The 19181-nt window shown below is 33.7% G+C and carries 13 protein-coding genes; 10 read left to right on the plus strand and 3 right to left on the minus strand.

Translation table 11 applies throughout. The annotated features are described in order from the left end of the window. Positions 1 to 23 precede the first annotated feature (23 nt). Both BQ5209_RS09325 and BQ5209_RS09330 read right to left on the minus strand, forming a co-directional pair. A complete protein-coding gene (locus tag BQ5209_RS09325; protein ID WP_085248390.1) occupies positions 24 to 1142 on the minus strand; it encodes a glycoside hydrolase family 172 protein in 1119 nt (372 codons plus the stop codon). A 65-nt stretch (positions 1143 to 1207) separates the two neighbouring features. Next, positions 1208 to 2446: an oligosaccharide MFS transporter gene (locus tag BQ5209_RS09330; protein ID WP_085248392.1), complete on the minus strand. Its 1239-nt coding sequence runs from the start codon at positions 2444 to 2446 to the stop codon at positions 1208 to 1210. A gap of 446 nt (positions 2447 to 2892) precedes the next feature. Here BQ5209_RS09330 and BQ5209_RS09335 point away from each other — a divergent pair, with 446 nt between their 5' ends. From BQ5209_RS09335 to BQ5209_RS09355, 5 genes are all read left to right on the plus strand, one after another. Beyond that, entirely contained in the window at positions 2893 to 4161 is a 1269-nt protein-coding gene (locus BQ5209_RS09335; protein ID WP_085248394.1) for an MFS transporter, read from the plus strand. A gap of 103 nt (positions 4162 to 4264) precedes the next feature. Next, the gene (locus BQ5209_RS09340; protein WP_085248396.1) at positions 4265 to 5182 is read left to right on the plus strand and encodes a GntR family transcriptional regulator; all 918 of its coding nucleotides are present in this window, start codon (positions 4265 to 4267) and stop codon (positions 5180 to 5182) included. Between the two features lie 114 nt (positions 5183 to 5296). Continuing rightward, entirely contained in the window at positions 5297 to 6736 is a 1440-nt protein-coding gene (locus tag BQ5209_RS09345) for a tagaturonate reductase (RefSeq protein ID WP_085248398.1), read from the plus strand. Positions 6737 to 6763: 27 nt separating this feature from the next. Continuing rightward, a complete protein-coding gene (locus BQ5209_RS09350) occupies positions 6764 to 7780 on the plus strand; it encodes a zinc-binding alcohol dehydrogenase family protein (RefSeq protein ID WP_085248551.1) in 1017 nt (338 codons plus the stop codon). Between the two features lie 69 nt (positions 7781 to 7849). Continuing rightward, positions 7850 to 9367 carry a UxaA family hydrolase gene (locus tag BQ5209_RS09355; protein WP_085248399.1) on the plus strand — a complete coding sequence of 506 codons (1518 nt, stop codon included), beginning with the start codon at positions 7850 to 7852 and terminating at the stop codon, positions 9365 to 9367. A 104-nt stretch (positions 9368 to 9471) separates the two neighbouring features. On the opposite strand, the gene lolA is transcribed toward BQ5209_RS09355, so the two are convergent. Continuing rightward, positions 9472 to 10065, minus strand: a complete 594-nt coding sequence (gene lolA, locus BQ5209_RS09360) for an outer membrane lipoprotein periplasmic chaperone LolA (protein WP_085248401.1) — start codon at positions 10063 to 10065, stop codon at positions 9472 to 9474. Between the two features lie 172 nt (positions 10066 to 10237). Between lolA and BQ5209_RS09365 the strand changes: the two genes are divergently transcribed. From BQ5209_RS09365 to nrdA, 5 genes are all read left to right on the plus strand, one after another. Then, positions 10238 to 11569: a replication-associated recombination protein A gene (locus tag BQ5209_RS09365; protein WP_085248403.1), complete on the plus strand. Its 1332-nt coding sequence runs from the start codon at positions 10238 to 10240 to the stop codon at positions 11567 to 11569. A 290-nt stretch (positions 11570 to 11859) separates the two neighbouring features. Beyond that, entirely contained in the window at positions 11860 to 12411 is a 552-nt protein-coding gene (locus BQ5209_RS09370; RefSeq protein WP_085248405.1) for a hypothetical protein, read from the plus strand. A gap of 1007 nt (positions 12412 to 13418) precedes the next feature. Further along, the gene (locus tag BQ5209_RS09375) at positions 13419 to 14714 is read left to right on the plus strand and encodes a hypothetical protein (protein WP_143421902.1); all 1296 of its coding nucleotides are present in this window, start codon (positions 13419 to 13421) and stop codon (positions 14712 to 14714) included. Positions 14715 to 15167: 453 nt separating this feature from the next. Further along, entirely contained in the window at positions 15168 to 16532 is a 1365-nt protein-coding gene (locus BQ5209_RS09380) for a hypothetical protein (RefSeq protein WP_085248409.1), read from the plus strand. Positions 16533 to 16802: 270 nt separating this feature from the next. Further along, positions 16803 to 19088: a class 1a ribonucleoside-diphosphate reductase subunit alpha gene (gene nrdA, locus BQ5209_RS09385; protein ID WP_085248411.1), complete on the plus strand. Its 2286-nt coding sequence runs from the start codon at positions 16803 to 16805 to the stop codon at positions 19086 to 19088. Positions 19089 to 19181: the final 93 nt, after the last annotated feature.

Genomic DNA, 19181 nt, shown 5'->3' on the forward strand with positions numbered 1-19181 from the left:
AGATATCACTATCCCCTTTTCTATTAACGAGGAGTACGTTGTTGTTTGTCAGGAAATATGGGATTAAAGTTAACCGATGGATTTTGATACCAATATGCAACACTGGCAATATCATCACAACGCTCATATAATCTTATATCATCATTGCCTATTTGTTGAAAGGCAAGCTTGATATTTTTGTGAAATGCAATCGGATCGGGTAAATGCCAACGGTATAAACCATGCATAGGTAGAGCATCATCACCAAAGCCGTGCACTGGATTTGCATCTCCAGTTTGGAAAAAGTCGCGCGTTGCATCGCGTTTAGTCTGATAAGGATAACCCATAAATAACGTTTGAAAACACTTAGCTGATGGGCGACCTTGGCTATCACGATTGTGAAACGCCCATGCCCCACCAAAATAGTCTTCAGTGCCTGTTGAATGTTGAGTTGGATATTGACTATCATCATCAAGATAGAACTTAAATTCCCCTTCTCCCCACCAGTAACGCTCCAAAGCGGTTAAGGCTAAGTAAGTACCAACATAATAGCCATAGCCTTCGATATTATCTAATAATACATAATCTTCAGCATAATTAGTTACTCGTTGTCTACGCCATTGAGCATGAAAATAAAGTGGTGCTTCAAATGGTTTAGGCATTAAGGCATAATTAATAGTGAAAAAGAAATGCTGTAAATCTGCTTCATGTTCATTTTGAATTTCAATCCTCGCTTTTTTATTAAACGGCATTCTAAAATAGCTATTAAATCCACCTGTTGGATTGACTACAATTGGCATTGAGTTAATATCACACCGTGCGCCAAAACCATTACAGAAAAAATCACCGATTGGACTCTCAACTGATGGTACTAGTTCATCATCCCAATAAATCCGGATAACAACATCACGTAACACAAAACTGCCGCGATGAGTTTTATCTGTTAAGGTAAACCACATATGACGAATCTCTGCTGGTCCTGTAATTTCAGCTATAGTGACTGTTTTACCTGCTGGAATTGATATATAACCTTGTCCTTTACGACTTGGACCTAAAGCACTCGCTTTCATGCAAGATTGACCTTTTTCACCTGTCATATTTTCAGGTGAAATGGTTCTAGTTTGTTCAAAGTGAAACTGCGTAACTGAATTATATATGTTCATTGTAAATCCTTACTAACGTTTATTAAATATAATGTGCTAAAACTACGACTATTTTCTTTCTTTAACTATTTTTTATTTATCTCTTTTGTTTTTTTATCACTATTTAAGAAGAAAATAGCAAAAATCATAAACCCTAAAACAACTAGTCCAAGATTATTAAATGTTGTTGCCGCACCGGTGGTATCGTAAAAATCACCAACAAGCGTTGAAAACAAAATAACACCAACAGAGCCAGCCACCTGATAACCGATTAAAAAGACAGTTGCGGAAAGTCGAGCATTAAAATTAATATCAATGTATTTAAATACCGAGACTAAAATGGTGGAAATTTCTAAGCAATGCATAAGCTTAATGATGGAAATAATCGCAATACTATTCACATGTCCAGTAAGGAAGATACGAGAAGCTGAAATAAACGCTGCAAAAATCAACGCATTTTTTGCGCCCACACGATTTACAACAAATGGAACACAAAACATGACCCCCGCTTCTAAAAAAACTTGAAACGAATTTAATATGCCATATAAGCGATAACCATCATTGATATCGTTAAACTGCTGAGTAAAATAAACAGGAAATAACTGTTGATCATAAATATTATAAAGACTATAAGTTCCAAGCACATAGATAACAAATATCCAGAATTTTTTCAGTGTAAAAACTGATATAATTTCATTAAAACTTAACTTGTTCTTGTTTTTGAAGACGGCTTGTGATGATTGGCTTAAATCGGGTTTAAAATTGAGATTAAGTAGCATAAAGCAGATACCTATCCCCGATGCAGCCCAAAAATTTAGATGTGGATTAAGGCTAATTAAAATACCAGCAATAAAGGTTCCTACTGCATAAGCGATGCAACCCCATGTGCGACATTGACCGAATTCGAAACCGAAAGCACGGCTGATTTTTTCACAGTAAGAGTCAATTAACCCCATTCCTGCAACCCAACCAAAGCCTAAAAAGAAACTACCAAAGATGACACCAATGTAAAAACTATGCTTTAGTAGCGGTTCATAAACATAAATTAATGCAGGCGCGGCTAAAGTGATAATAATACTTTGAAACCAGATAAGCTGTTTTTTCAGTACTAATTTATCTTGATAAACACCATACACAATCATAATAATGAGCGAGACAAAATAATTAAATGAATAAATAATGCCAGTGTGTTTTGCCGTTAAACCAATCTCCTTACTTAGCCATATGGCATAAAACGAAAAAACGAAACTACCTGCAGCGTAATACATAAAACTGTAACAGGAAGCGAACCAATAAGACGGCTTGTTATAAAATGCACTTGTCATAATTTATCCTATAAAGAGTGAACCACTGCAATTGAGTATGCAGAGCTAAAAATTTAGCTTTAAAAGGTTTATTGGATAAATGTGATCAACATCAAAATTATTTTAATAGCCTTACTAATAAAAACATCCGAATCAGAAAATATAATATTTAATATCAATTGGTTATATATAAATAAAATAAATTTTTTATAAAAAGGGAGATATATTAAAACTAACCAAGATGTAATATAAACGATGAAAAAATAAAAAAAACAAATTAAAAACAGAAAAATATTATCCAGACCACAATCGAACAAACAATTCCTTATCTAAATCAATTTTTTCTCTACTATCAATATAGCCATTTTAGTGAAATGACTTATTGGTTAGTCATCTTTATTATTGTTACCCAAACTAAGATAACTAAATGAATATATTATTAAATAATTTATAGAAAGAGGTTTTTTATGCCTAAAAAAAATAGTCGTGTTCGATTCCACATAGCAATACTTATGTTATTTGCTATTGTGATTAATTATTTAGATAGAACTGTCATGTCTGCAGCTGCACCTATTATTGCGATTGATTTAGATATTTCACCTGAAGCAATGGGATGGATCATGTCTGCATTTTTCTTAAGTTATGCCTGTTGTCAAATTCCTGCTGGCTTCCTTGCAGATCGTTTTGGGCAAAGGAAAACACTTGCAGGATCGGTAACTTGGTGGTCTTTAGCAACTGGTGCAACGGCATTAGCAACCTCCCCTATCGGTTTTATTTTTGCTCGCGTGTTTATGGGCATTGGAGAAGCTGCAGCATATCCTTGTAATGGGGGAATAACTGCAAAATGGTTCCCTGATAGAGAAAGAGGACGCGTAACTGCACTATTTGATAGTGGTTCACGTTTCGGCACAGCATTTGCGATGCCTCTTGTTGTTTGGATTATTGCTGCTTGGGGGTGGCATGCGGCGTTTTTTATTTGTGGATCTTTAGGTCTTATTTGGGTTGTTTGGTGGATATATATTTACCGAGATCCAGAACAACATCCAAGTATTAGTACAACAGAATTAAAATATATTCGTGACGGCCAAATCAAAAAAGAAGGCATCGATACCATACAACCAATGAAATGGTATCAATTATTAAAATATCGCAATGTGGTTGCTATGTGCATTGGATTTTTTATGCTTAATTATGCGGTCTATTTTTTCATTACTTGGTTCCCTACTTATTTAATGAAAGAACGAGGTTTAAGCTTAACAGAAATGGGCTTTTTGGCTATGTTACCGCCTTTATGTGGTATAATTGGACAATGGATTGGAGGGTGGTTAACTGATTTTATTTACATAAAAACCAATAATATCAATCTTGCTAGAAAATGTAATTTGGTCGGAGGAATGTTAATTGCAACCTCAATTTCATTTGCTGGCTTAGTTGACTCTATAACCATAATGATGGCTTTACTTTGTATTTCATATATTGGTCTTGCCTTTGCTGGTTCAGCTATCTGGTGCCTACCTGGCGATGTAGCACCAAGAAATATGACATCGGTTTTAGGAGGTATTCAAAATACGGTTTCAAATTGCGGAGGAATATTAGGTCCCATTGTAACAGGATACATTATTGGCGCAACAGGCTCATTTATGTATGCTCTCGTGGTTTCAGGTTGCGCTTGTGCAATAGGTGCGCTTGTCTACTTACTTGTATTAAAAGATATTAAACCGATTACAGAAAATTAATCTACTTTATAACTTAGCCATTTTATTAGAAAATCCTATTAAAAATATTCGATAGGATTTTCTTAACCTCCTATTATTATAATAACATTATTGAGAAAATAATATGGGCAGAAGTCAAACATTAAGGCAAAATACCATTAATCAATTTATTGATTGCATTAATAACAAAATATTATCTTTTCCATTACCTTCTATTTCAATTCTAGCTGAGGCTTTTAATGTTAGTAGAACAACTATCCGAGCAGTACTAGAGCATTTATGCAAAAAACAAATCCTACTGTTTAATAATAATGAATACCATTTATTACGAGAGCCAACAAACGAAGATAAAATAGTCTGTATTTTTGAAAAAAGGTCGGTACAAGATAAAAAATTTGAAACCTATTTTTACCATTTAATAAATCATAAGAAGTTATTGCCAGGTGATAATTTTAACGAAATCCAACTTGCTAAAGATACAAAAGTAAATCCCGTTGTTGTACGTGAATTTTTATTACGTTTTTTACACTATGGGCTTATTAATAATATAAAAAAGGGGGAGTGGGAATTAGTTACATTTGCCAAAGATTATGCAGAAAAACTTTATGAATTTAGGAGTGTGTTAGAAATATTTGCACTTAAAGCATTTATGGCTCAACCAGATAATCATTTCAACTGGATAAAAGCACGAGAATTATTACAACGCCATAAAAATTTTCAGAAAAATATACAAGATGAATATACTCTTTTTTCAACGCTTGATCGTGATTTTCATAAGTTAATTTTATCTTGTAATGATAATCCGTTTTTCATGCAGTCTTTTGATTTAATTTCGGTCATATTTCATTTTCATTATCAGTGGGATAACAGCAATCTAAAAGAACGTAATAATATTGCCGTATCAGAGCATATTGCTGTTTTAACAGCAATTTTACAAAAAAATGAACAAGCGGCCATCGCAGCGTTGTGTCGACATTTAAATACAGCGAAAACATCAATGCAAGAGTCAATTGGTCGAGCATTAGCTATAAAAAACAGATAAAAAACAAAAAAATTTTATATTCAACACGAAACAATAAAAAAAATAAATACGACTTTGTATCTTCTTTTATAGTTCTCTTTACTTACTAGCTAATAAATTAAAGAGAACTATTCCATGGTTAAACAATTAAATAGATCTAACTTTTCTGGACCAAATTACCCTGAAAAGATTATCCAATTCGGTGAGGGTAATTTTTTAAGAGCATTTGTTGATTGGATTATTGATAATCTAAACCAAAAAACAGACTTCAATAGCGGTGTAACAGTTATCAGACCTATTGATACCCATCACCCCTCAATTAACGAACAAGATGGGCTTTATACAACGATTATTCGAGGTCTTAATGAACAAAATGATGCTATTGCTACTCCTCGAATTATCTATTCAGTTAATCGCGAAATCTTGATATATCAAGATTATCAGTTATATTTAAAATGTGCACAAAATCCTGATTTAGAATTTATTTTCTCAAATACCACTGAGGCAGGAATAGCATTTAGCGAGAAAGATAAAGCTACTGATACGCCACCAACAACCTTTCCTGCTAAATTGACTTGTTTTTTACATCATCGATTCAAATTTTTTAACGGAAAGAAAGATAAAGGTTTGATCATTATTCCATGTGAACTAATTGATTATAATGGCGAAAAACTCAAAGAGTTGGTACTAAAATATGCAAAATTATGGCAACTTAGTAATAGCTTTATTGCATGGATAAACGAAAGTAATACATTTTGCTCAACGTTAGTAGATCGTATTGTAACAGGTTACCCAAAAGATGAAGCCACTCAACTTGAACAACAACTAGGTTACCAAGATCAATTTTTAGACACAGCAGAATACTTCTATTTATTTGTTATCCAAGGACCAAATTGGTTAAAACAAAAATTAAAGCTCGATCAAGTAGACCTAAATATTTTAATTGTTGATGATATTAAACCTTACAAAGAAAGAAAAGTTGGCATTTTAAATGGCGCCCATACAGCAATGGTTCCGGTTGCGTATCTTGCAGGACTACGCACTGTAGGACAATGTATGGATAATTTGCAAATTGAAACGTTTGTTAAAAATTTGCTTAATCAAGAAGTTATCCCGACGCTATCTTTGGATAAAGAACAACTAAAACAATTTGCAGATGAGGTATTAAAACGTTTTAAAAATCCATTCATAAAACATGAATTAATATCTATTTCACTAAATTCATTAACTAAATTTAAAACTCGCTTGTTACCGCAGTTATTAACCTATAGTAAACAATTTAACCAACCACCAAAATATATTTCGTTTTCATTAGCTGCACTCATTGCTTTTTATCGTGGAAAATACCAAGGTCAAACTATTTCATTAACTGATGATGCTCATTTATTAGCAAAATTTAATGAATGGCAACCCCTTTATCAAAATGATGTAAAAACATTAGTCACAAATGTCTTAAAAATGACAGAACATTGGGGAGAAGATTTAAATAATGTCCCTGGATTAACCAATTTAGTAACGGAAAATTTGAAAAATATTTTATCCCACGATATTAAAAACTATATTCCAAACAATTAAACATTAGGAGTCAATTAAATGCCTAAAATGAAATATATTGTTATTCCAGAACCAGGAAAAGTTGAAATTAAAGAGATGGAAAAACCAACGTTACAAAAGGGAGAAGCAATCTTAAAAGTATTATATGGTGGGATTTGTGGTTCAGACATGGGAACGTATAAAGGGACTTTTCTTTATGCCAGTTATCCTCGTATTCCTGGTCATGAATTCTCGGCCGAAGTTGTCGAAGTCCAAGACAATGATCATGGTATCCAAAAAGGCATGATAGTTACGGCAAATCCTTATTTCAACTGTGGTCAATGTTACTCTTGTCGACGTGGATTTGTTAATTGCTGCACAAGTAATCAAACACTTGGCGCACAACGCGATGGTATTTTTAGAGAATATTACAGTATGCCAATTGAACGTATTTATGATGGTAAAGGATTAGATGCATTAACACTTTCCATGATCGAACCATTTTGTATTAGCTATCATTCCATTCAACGAACATCAGTAAAAAAAGGAGATAAAGTCTTAGTGGTTGGCGCCGGACCTATCGGCTTATTTGCAGTTATGGCTGCTGTATTAAAAGGGGCTGAAGTTTATGTCAGTGATGTAATGCAATCACGATTAGACAAGGCATTATCACTAGGTGCAAAAGGTGTTATTCGAACAGATAAAGAAAATTTTGAGGAAAGAGTAAAAAAACTCACTGAAAATGACGGTTTTGATGTTTGCATTGAATGTGCAGGACTACCACAAACTTTCCAAAACTGCATTGATGCAGCAGCTTTCCGAGGACGTATTGGGTTAGTTGGTGTAAGCAAGCAAAAGTTAGATTTTGCCTTTACCCAAATTCAAACAAAAGAGTTGGATATTTTTGGATCTCGCAATGCCCTAAAAAAAGACTTTATCGAATTAATTGATTTAGTCAGTTCAGGAAAATGTGATGTCAAAAAAATCATTACCGATGTATATGAGTTAGCTGATGCTGAAAAGGCATTCCAAGAAATGCGAGATGATCCAAGTGCTCGACTCAAATCAGTCATAAAAATAAGTTAAAACAATAACAATCTGCCAATTGTTTCCGCTACCAAACGTAGCGGAAATGAGCATTTATAGGAATTAGCTATGAAAAAAACAATTAAAATCAATGATAATGATAATGTCATTATTGCATTAGAACAATTACATCAAGGCGATAAAATCATTAGCGAACTATTGGTAGATCAACATCAAATTACTGCATTACAAGATATCCCTGCCGGTCATAAAATAGCAATAAAACCAATTGCACAAGGCGAAAATATTATAAAATATGGTTTTCCAATTGGTCATGCCACACAAGCGATTCAAGTTGGTGAGCATGTTCATACGCATAATGTAAAAACCAATCTTGGCGCACTTAATGAATATCAATATCAACCGGCTATAGGACACATTTCAACGCAATTTGATGATAGAGAAGTCAAACTTTATCGAAGAAAAAATAAAGATGTTGGTATCCGTAATGAGCTTTGGATTATTCCTACAGTTAGCTGTGTTAATGGTATTGCCGCACAGATTCGCAATCAATTTTTAGCCGATATTTCTCAAGAACTTTTACAAAAATCATATAATTTTGATGGTGTTTATTTACTTTCTCATCCCTATGGTTGTTCACAATTAGGTTTTGATCATCAAACAACCAAAACTATATTACAAGATATGGTTAAGCATCCTAATGCCGGCGGAGTTTTAGTCATTGGCTTAGGGTGTGAAAATAATCAACTCAATTCTTTTAAAGAAAGCCTTGGAGAGTATGATAGCGAGCGAGTACGCTTTATGATTGCTCAAGAAGTTGAAGATGAAATAAAACAAGGTGTCAATTATTTATTTGAAATCTACCAAGTAATGAAAACAGATCAACGGCAATTAGGTAAACTAAGTGAACTTAAATTTGGGCTTGAATGTGGTGGTTCTGACGGTCTATCGGGCATTACTGCTAATCCCTTATTAGGCAGATTTTCTGATTATATAATTTCACATGGAGGGACAAGTGTACTAACAGAAGTCCCAGAAATGTTCGGCGCGGAAACAATTTTAATGTCTCGTTGTGTTAATGAACAAATATTTGAAAAAACCGTAAATATGATTAATAACTTCAAACAATATTTCATGTCATACAATCAACCTATCTACGAAAACCCCTCACCGGGTAATAAAGCAGGAGGTATTACTACACTAGAAGACAAATCTCTAGGTTGTACGCAAAAAGCAGGTAATAGTACGGTTATTGATGTATTAGAATATGGTGATAGACTCCAAAAAACAGGCTTAAATTTATTATCTGCACCCGGTAATGATGCAGTTGCAACAGGCGCATTAGCTGCTGCTGGTTGCCATATGGTGTTATTTTCTACAGGAAGAGGAACACCTTATGGCGGAGTTGTACCAACCGTAAAAATTTCAACTAATTCAGCTTTAGCTCATAAAAAGCAACACTGGATAGATTTTGATGCAGGGCAGTTAGTAAATGGCATCAAAATGGATAAATTATTAGAACAATTTATTGATCTGATTATACAACTGGTTAATGGTAAACCCACATGTAATGAAATTAATCAATTTAGAGATTTATCGATTTTCAAAAACGGCGTGACTGAATAATTTCTTTTATTCTAAATCAGGGCTCAAATTTAATCACAGTGATAACTCTGGCATAGAACAACAAGTCAGTTACGACAAATTAAATTTGAGCAAAAGAAAATCAACTAACGTTGATCATCAATTGTTACACCTGCTGGCGGAGTAAATTTAAATTTATTCAGTTCTACTTTACCTAGCACTTGATGAGATAATTCGTAAAAGCTACGCTGACCGTCTTCTTCAACTATCGTAAAATTTGAGATCATTCCTGTTGGTAAAACCGAAATAACAAAGTCTTGATTAGAACCATCAGTCGCTTTAAGTGCAAATGAATCTTGCTTACGTGTAACGTTATAAGCATTCCAAATTGGATTATGGCTATCAGTAATCAATAGCATTAATCGGTTATCAATTGCTTTTTTTAAGTCCATCACACTTACTTGCTCAACCGCTGGCATATACACCCACATATTTTTTCCATCAGAAATAATTGAGGTTTCATCAGGCTCGTTCATTGTCCAATTAAAGTAGTAAGGTCTGCTGACCCATAAATCGCCTTTACCGTCTTGCACAACTTGATTATCGGCTGTTTTCACATTTTGAGAAAACCTAGCATAAAACCCTTCAATTTTATCTAAACGTTGTTGTAATACTTCTTTATCACCAGCCCATACTGATAAGCTCACCAATAATCCAATTAACAATAAACACTTGTTCATGCCCAATCCTTACTTTTCATCTAACCACTAAATAATAAAGTCCAATAACTAAATTAGTTCAAAATATTAACGTTTTTATTCTAATGGGAAAAGATATTTTCTTTTCTTTTTTCACTTATTAAATAACGAGTATATAATAGATTCAATTTATCAATTTGGATAATGACCTACCATGCCAAGTATGTCTTTTGAATTTACCACTGATGAGTTTAAACCATTAGCAGCGAAAATGCGTCCTCGAACCTTATCTGAATATATAGGGCAAGCCCACTTGCTAGGTAACAACAAGCCATTACCAAAAGCCATTGAAGCTGGTAATTTGCACTCAATGATTCTTTGGGGACCACCAGGCACCGGCAAAACAACATTAGCAGAAATTATTGCCCACCATGCCAATGCAAAAGTTGAACGAGTGTCTGCCGTTACATCTGGTATAAAAGACATTCGCGAAGCGATTGAACGCGCTAAAATTAATCAACAAGCTGGCATTCGCACTATTTTATTTGTTGACGAAGTTCATCGCTTTAACAAAAGTCAACAAGATGCCTTTTTACCCTATGTTGAAAACGGTACCATAACATTTATTGGCGCTACGACCGAAAACCCATCATTTGAACTCAATTCCGCCTTACTATCGCGCGCACGAGTTTATCTGCTTAAATCATTAACCAACTACGACATTGAACAGATTTTACAACAGGCAATGGACGATCCCGACCGTGGTTACGGTAACCGAAATATTCTGCTGCCCGAAGAAACCAAAAAACAGATTGCTGAATTTGTAGGCGGGGATGCAAGGCGTGCGCTTAATACACTTGAGCTATTGGTTGACATGTCCGATGGTCAAGATCTATCCCCTGAACTACTCAAGGAGGTAATGGGTGAACGCAGCGCTAGGTTTGATAACCAAGGTGACCGTTTTTATGATTTAATTTCAGCTGTCCACAAATCGATTCGAGGCTCAGCACCCGATGCTGCACTTTATTGGTATGCTAGGATTATCTCGGCCGGTGGCGATCCCCTTTATGTCGCTCGTCGGTTATTAGCTATCGCCTCAGAAGATGTCGGTAATGCCGATCCAAGAGCGATGCAAGTTGCACTAGCCGCATGGGACTGTTTTACCCGAGTTGGTCCAGCTGAAGGAGAACGCGCAATTGCACAAGCTATTATCTACCTTGCTTGCGCCCCAAAAAGCAATGCGGTTTACCTTGCTTTTAAACAAGCAATGGCCGATGCACAATCTAAACCAGATTATGATGTTCCAGAACACTTACGTAACGCACCAACAAAATTAATGAAAAATTTAGGTTATGGTGCTCAATATCGTTACGCTCATGATGAACCTAATGCTTTCGCTGCAGGAGAAAATTACTTTCCACCAGAAATGGCTAATACAAAATATTACCGCCCAACAACACGAGGCGCAGAAAAAAATTATGCTGATAAATTAGCATGGATAGAAGAACAAAACCGCACCAGCGCCATCCAACGCTACAAATCTTAAAAAAGAGCTAGATTTATGACATGTTTTTGTTTGTAATTTAATCAGAGATAATTTAGTTATTTTTTCCAAAATAACTAAATTGAATCAGAAACAAAAATCATTAAAATCCTAACTAAATGATTAATAGTAAAACCCTATTGTACATATAACCATTAATTTGTTTATGCTATTATTTATATCAAATTATTCATTTCATAGAATCAGTACTTTAAATCAAAATTTACGGTAAATGCGTAACAGATAGTTTTAAGTAAAATAGAAATAAGTAGTAGGTAGTAAAAAGAAGCAATATGAATAAAATCATAACCCCAAAAAACGTTAATAAAATGATATGTGCAGTCATTCCATTTCTTTTTTGCACTATAAGTCATGCATATCTAACAGTTCGAACCGCTAAAGAAATTCAAAGTAATCTTCCTTCGTTATCAACAGAAATCGAACAAAATATAGAATACTTCGAATTTTTTAGATTGACTATTGATGGTAAAAATTATTACGGCAATCAAGTAGCAAAAATGCCCCTATCATTTCCTTATCCATTTAAACATAAAATGACAATAACACCAAATTTAGAACAATATATCGATGGGGATGAATTAGGGTATCTTGCTATACAATCTCCCGCTAAAATAACTTGGTATGATGCCAATTCCGGTACATTCTGTGCACTAGCAAAAGAAGGAAAGTACTATCCATATAACATAAAAATATCTGGTCATTTAATTTTAGCTTTTAAATATGGAATTTTGTTTATTAATCACTACCTGAATAATAGTGTTATCAAACAACCATCGATAATGTATACAAATGAAGTAAGTCATGCGCCAATGGGTAAAAGATGAGGTAACATTCACCCAATAGATAAGTACATTATTAAGTCAATGGGGTAATTCTTCTCCAGAAGCTTACCCGAATTCTTAGGTAGCAAAACTTACTGGACAAAATAAACAAAATCATAGTTATCAACATATTTGGTTATATGATACTGTTGAACAAGAATTCTGTGACCCACACACTTATCAAGTTAAATATCACTGCTAAGGTAAAAGTGAAGGCAAACATGCCTAATGCCTCACAATTAAAATCATCTATCACATTAAAGATTCTAAATGCACTGCATTTTCCACTGCTGTCACTCATAAAATTAATTGCCCTGCATTTTACCTTGTTGATTGAGTTCTAACAACGTATCTAGACTTCTCTATGGAATATATTTTTATACTTTATTCTGACATTAAGCTGTAATTGACAATATACCCCAATACACACTTTCATAACGCCATTTATAGCTGAGCTTTTTGATACGATCAAAACATGTTAGTAAAACTCTTTCACTGGAATGTTGACTTGCGTATTTTTTAATAGTGATAAAATTTAATGCGAAACCATTTTGTTAGCGCTAAATACTCTTTTATTTATTATCATAAATAATTCTCTACTTTTTGATGAACTATGTTAGGTGGCAGTTGCAATATCAATATAAAAGCACATTAACAAAAAATCAAAAAAAACCATTAGTTACTAAATATAATAAAACAAATTCTACATATTAGAATCCCTTTTGTAGTTCAATTAACCATTATCGATAGGTATTACAATATATTTTTATACAAATCTATTGAATTAAACTATTTGTTTCTATCCCCAAAATTGCCTATTCTATTTAACGTTATATATATGTTTATATACAAATATAAAAAACTTTTTTGATTAAAGTCAATATAGTTAATTTTAAACGAAAATGATTAATATGGAAGATAAACAAACAATGAATCTTAACAAAAACCCTATTAAAACAATTATATATGTTTTATGCTTATTACAGTTCTCAACAATAAGCCATGCTGTTTTGTCTACAAAAAGTACCCTTACAATTGAGGGAAATAGACCAAAACTTTCCGATGCTATTGAAAACAGCATTGAAGATTTTGAACTTTTTGGTTTAACTGTTGATGGTAAAAATTACTATGGCGACGAAGTAAATAAAATGCCAATTCCTGTTAGCTATCCATTTGCAAACCGTATTCGCGTTGCACCATTAAAACAACCTGATGATAGTCAATTTTTAGATATTGATGGCGATGAATTAGACATCCTTAATACAAAAAAATCCCCTAATATAACATGGTATTATACAAACTCATCAAATCAATTAGTTGAATTTACGCCTAACAAAAGTGATACTTTTTGTTCATTAGCAAAAACTGAAAAATATCCTCCTTACAAAGTAAAAATATCGGCTGATTTAATATTATCGTCAAAATATGGTATTCCCAATTCAAATGAATATCCAAATGAAAACATCATTCAACACCCATCTAAAACTTATACAATAATTTCTGAGTCACCAATTTGTTACGCAAAACCAGAACTAACCCCGAAAGAGGCAACGGCAAGTAGCGCACAACAATGGGATTCAAATAATGGATTTTTAGTTCAATCTATTGTTGATCCAAGTAAAAACTTTCCAACGACCGCTTTTTATGGTGCTAAATTTGACCTTTTATTAGCCAAAAAAGGGATTGCTAACAATTACGATTGGACAATTGTGAAAGGAAGTGAACTTGTCACTATTTCTCACAATGAAAATTTTGTTACCGTCAAATTTAATACTTCCCAAGCATTGAAAAACGGAACCGCTTGGCAACATGTTATGAAATCGGGTGACGGATATACAGTTATCATTCAAGGGAGAAATAAAACCTCAGGCAATATTATTCAATACCCATTTAAAATTACCAAATGGTTTACTGGCTGGGATATACAAACTCATGGCACAGATATGGCTAGTAAGGGCGATGTAAAAGAGGTAGTTGCTGGATGCCAATCATTATCGGGTCGTTATCGAATTAGTTACGCAAATGAATTAAGTAATGCACAGCTTGGTAAAAAAGGCCATGCCGTATACACTCGAGAGATTGGCAAATTATTAGGTGAATGGGGAGATCCTTCTCAAGATGCTTATCCTAATTCTTGGGCAGCAAAAACTTCTGGTAAAAAACATCAAAGCGACTCTTTTCAACGTATTTGGGTCTGGGATACCAATGAGCAAGACTATTGCGACTATCACCCTTACAATGCAAAATATCACTGTCGTGATAAAGAAAAAGAGCATAAAAATGCGGTCTGTGTTGCCATAAAATAAGTAATTTCAATTAAACTTTCTAAAAGATCTGCTTAAAATAATAGGTAGATCTTTTTATTCATGATTTCATTAATATATTATTTTCTATATTATTACTTAAAAACCGGCCAATATTTAAATCAAAAGAAATATTGGCATCAAATTGGGTTATAATCATTTAGCGAAAAACATAATCATAAACGTCTAGAAAAACTTCAGCTATATTCTAATTCTAACTGATAATATTTTATGTTAATCATTAACCAATACAAGTTTTTATCCATTAATAAAACATCTATTTATTGATATTAACTATTATTCCCCCCCGCATTGAACGAATTAAACGATTTGTTTATATCCAATAAAGCGCCTACCCTAAACAAGATTTAATATAAACTTTAAACTAAGAACCTTGATTGTCATCACGATGATTGTTTTTAAATAAAGATAATTAATAATGGAAATAAAATAACAATGAATATAACTAGAAAACATTTAAAAACAATTACATATTTAATAGGACTACTACAGATCACAACCACAAGCTATGCGGTTTTATCGACCAATACAATACAGATAATTCAAGGAACTAAACCAAAATTTTCATCTACCATCGAAGCAAGTATTGATGACTTTGATCTTTTCGGCTTAACCGTTGATGATAAGAATTACTATGGCAATGAAATAAGTAATATGTCAGTACCCATTAGCAACTCATTTAAAAATAGAATCAAAGTAGCACCATTAAAACAACCCAGTAGCACCCAATATTTAGATACTGATGGCGATGAGCTAGATACACTTGATACAAAAGAAAATCTAAAAATGATTTGGTATTATACAAATGGTTCTAATCAATTAGTTGAATTTATACCCTCAGATAGCGATACCTTCTGCTCATTGGCAACAAAAGGACAAGTAGGTCCATATAAAGTAAAAATATCGGCTGATTTAACACTATTTTCAAAGTATGGTATTCCCAATGCTAATGAATATCCAAATGAAGATATTATCACGCACCCATCTAAAATTTATACTGTATTACAAGACTCAGGCATTTGTTATGCAAAACCTGAGCTCGCACCTTCACAAGCAGAAACAAGTACAAAATATCAATGGAACAAAAACTATGGATTCTTAACTCAATCTAATGTTAACGCCAATGAAAACTTCCCTACAACCGCTTTTTATGGTGCTAAATTTGACCTTTTATTAGCCAAAAATGGGCTTGCTAAAAATTATGATTGGCAGATCGTTAAAGGAAATGAACTTGTCACTATTTCTAGCAATGCCAATATAGTCACCGTCATGTTTAATACAGCTGAAGCAATGGATACTGAAAGAGCTTGGCAGCATGTTATGCAATCTGATAACGGATATACCATTATTATTCAAGGAAAAAATAAAGTTACAGGCAATATTATTCAATATCCATTTACCATTACCAAATGGTTTGCTGACTGGGATAAAAATTTTATTGGTAAACCAAAAGCCAATAGAGGTAAAGCAGAAGAAATTGTTTTAGGATGCAAAACACTAAATGGTAATTATCGTATAAGTAAAGCAGATGAATTAAGTAATGCTCCATTTGGAAATAACGCCGGTTCAGCCAAATTTACTCGAGAGATAGGATCGTTATTAGGTGAATGGGGAGATCCAAATCAAAAAGCCTACCCTAATTCTTGGGCGGCCGCTTCTAGCCAACTTTCGTCATTTAAACGTATCTGGGTGTATGATCCCGATAAAAAAGAGTACTGTGATTTACATCCTTACAACGCTAAATACCACTGCCGCCCAGAAAAGGAACACAAAAATGGAGTATGTATTGCAATAAAATAGACACTTTCAAGTAAACTATCCAAAATATCTACCTATAATAGGTAGATTTTCTATTTCATAATTTTATTTCCCTACGTTAATCAATTTTGATGATAAAAATATACTTTTTTATATAAATAAAAGTAAATTTGTTTTATTTCTTTTCAGAATATGATTAATAAATAATACTACATCTAGTAGTTAATAAATTAATAGGTACCATATATTGTATATTTTGATAAATATCAATTATTATAAATGAAAATATACTTTAAGATTAGGCTTAAAAGAATGAATAAATCTATACTAGTTACAAAACGTGATGGCAATAAAGAACCAATTAACCTTGATAAAATTCACCGTGTTATTACGTGGGCAGCTGAAGGTTTGGAAAATGTTTCGGTTTCTCAAGTTGAATTACGTTCACATATTCAATTTTATGACGGAATTCGAACATCGGATATTCATGAGACAATCATCCGTGCAGCTGCCGATCTTATCTCGCAAGATGCTCCAGATTATCAATATTTAGCAGCGCGTTTGGCCATTTTTCATTTACGTAAAAAAGCCTATAACCAATTTACGCCTCCATCACTATACGAACATGTTAAAAAATTGGTCGACAGTGAACGTTACGATAAACATCTACTTGAAGATTATACCCAAGAAGAATTTGAACAAATGGATAAAATTATCGATCACTGGCGAGACATGTCGTTTTCCTATGCTGCGGTCAAACAGCTTGAAGGAAAGTATTTAGTACAAAATCGTGTTACTGGCGAAATTTATGAAAGTGCACAATTTTTATATGTTCTAGTCGCAGCCTGTTTATTTGCCAACTACCCAAAAGAAACACGCCTTAGCTATATAAAACGCTTTTATGATGCAGTATCTACCTTTAAGATTTCACTGCCCACCCCTATTATGGCAGGTGTGCGCACCCCTACTCGTCAATTTAGTTCCTGTGTATTAATTGAGTGTGATGATAGCTTAGATTCAATCAACGCAACTGCAAGCGCTATTGTAAAATATGTATCACAACGGGCAGGCATTGGAATAAATGCAGGGCGAATTCGTGCTTTAGGTAGTTCAATTCGCGATGGAGAGGCCTTTCATACTGGTTGTATTCCATTTTATAAATACTTTCAAACTGCCGTTAAATCTTGTTCGCAAGGTGGTGTACGTGGTGGGGCTGCAACCGTCTTCTATCCTCTTTGGCATTTAGAAGTCGAAAGCTTATTAGTTTTACGTAATAACCGTGGAGTCGAAGAAAATCGTGTTCGCCATTTAGATTATGGGGTGCAAATTAATAAATTAATGTATCAACGGTTAATCAAAAACGAAAATATTACTTTATTTAGCCCATCAGATGTGCCAGGACTTTATGATGCTTTCTTTGCCGATCAAGATAAATTTGAAACGCTTTATCACCAATATGAACAAGATATAAATATTCGCAAACGAGTTGTGAAAGCGGTTGAACTCTTTGCACTATTAATGCAAGAACGCGCATCAACTGGGCGTATTTATATCCAAAATGTTGATCACTGTAATACCCACAGCCCATTTAATGCTCAATTAGCGCCAGTTCATCAATCTAATTTATGTATGGAAATTGCGCTACCAACAAAGCCACTTAATAATGTCAATGATGAAAAAGGTGAAATTGCACTTTGTACGTTGTCAGCCTTTAACCTTGGTCAAATCGAATCATTAGATGACTTTGAAGAACTTGCTGACTTAACGGTACGTGCGCTTGATTCGCTACTGGATTACCAAAATTACCCTGTTCCTGCTGCTCGAAACTCTTCAATCAATCGTCGCACATTAGGCGTTGGCGTTATTAACTATGCTTATTATTTAGCCAAAAATGGCGTTAAATATTCTGATGGTAGCGCTAATAATTTAACGCATCGTACTTTTGAAGCCATGCAATATTACTTGTTAAAAGCCTCTAATAATCTTGCTAAAGAAAAGGGTGCATGCCCACTATTTAACGAAACAACTTATGCTCAGGGCATTTTACCAATCGATACTTACAAAAAAGATTTAGATACTATTACAAAAGAACCTTTACATTATGATTGGGAATCATTACGAGAATCTATCAAAGCCCATGGGCTACGTAATTCAACTTTATCGGCATTAATGCCATCAGAAACTTCTTCACAAATATCCAATGCAACAAATGGCATTGAACCACCTCGAGGCTTTATTAGTGTTAAAGCTTCAAAAGATGGTATCTTAAAACAAGTTGTTCCAGATTATAATAATCTGAAAAACTTCTACGAATTACTCTGGCAAATCCCTAATAATACAGGTTATTTACAATTAGTAGGTATCATGCAGAAATTTATCGATCAATCAATTTCAGCAAATACTAATTATGATCCGACTAAATTCCCAAATGACAAAGTCCCAATGAAGCAGTTATTGGCTGATTTATTAAATGCTTATAAATTTGGTGTAAAAACACTTTATTATCACAATACACGCGATGGTGCTGAAGATATTCAAGGCGATATAGCACTGACGAAAAACGATGATGGTTGTGAAGGTGGCGCTTGTAAGATTTAGTTGCCATTGTTAAAACAAAATAATAGCTACACGCTAAAACTCAGTTTGTATGGGGGCAACAAACCACTTCCCCCATTTAATTTAACTTTTACA

The sequence above is a fragment of the Gilliamella mensalis genome (assembly GCF_900103085.1).
Lineage (GTDB): Bacteria > Pseudomonadota > Gammaproteobacteria > Enterobacterales > Orbaceae > Gilliamella > Gilliamella mensalis.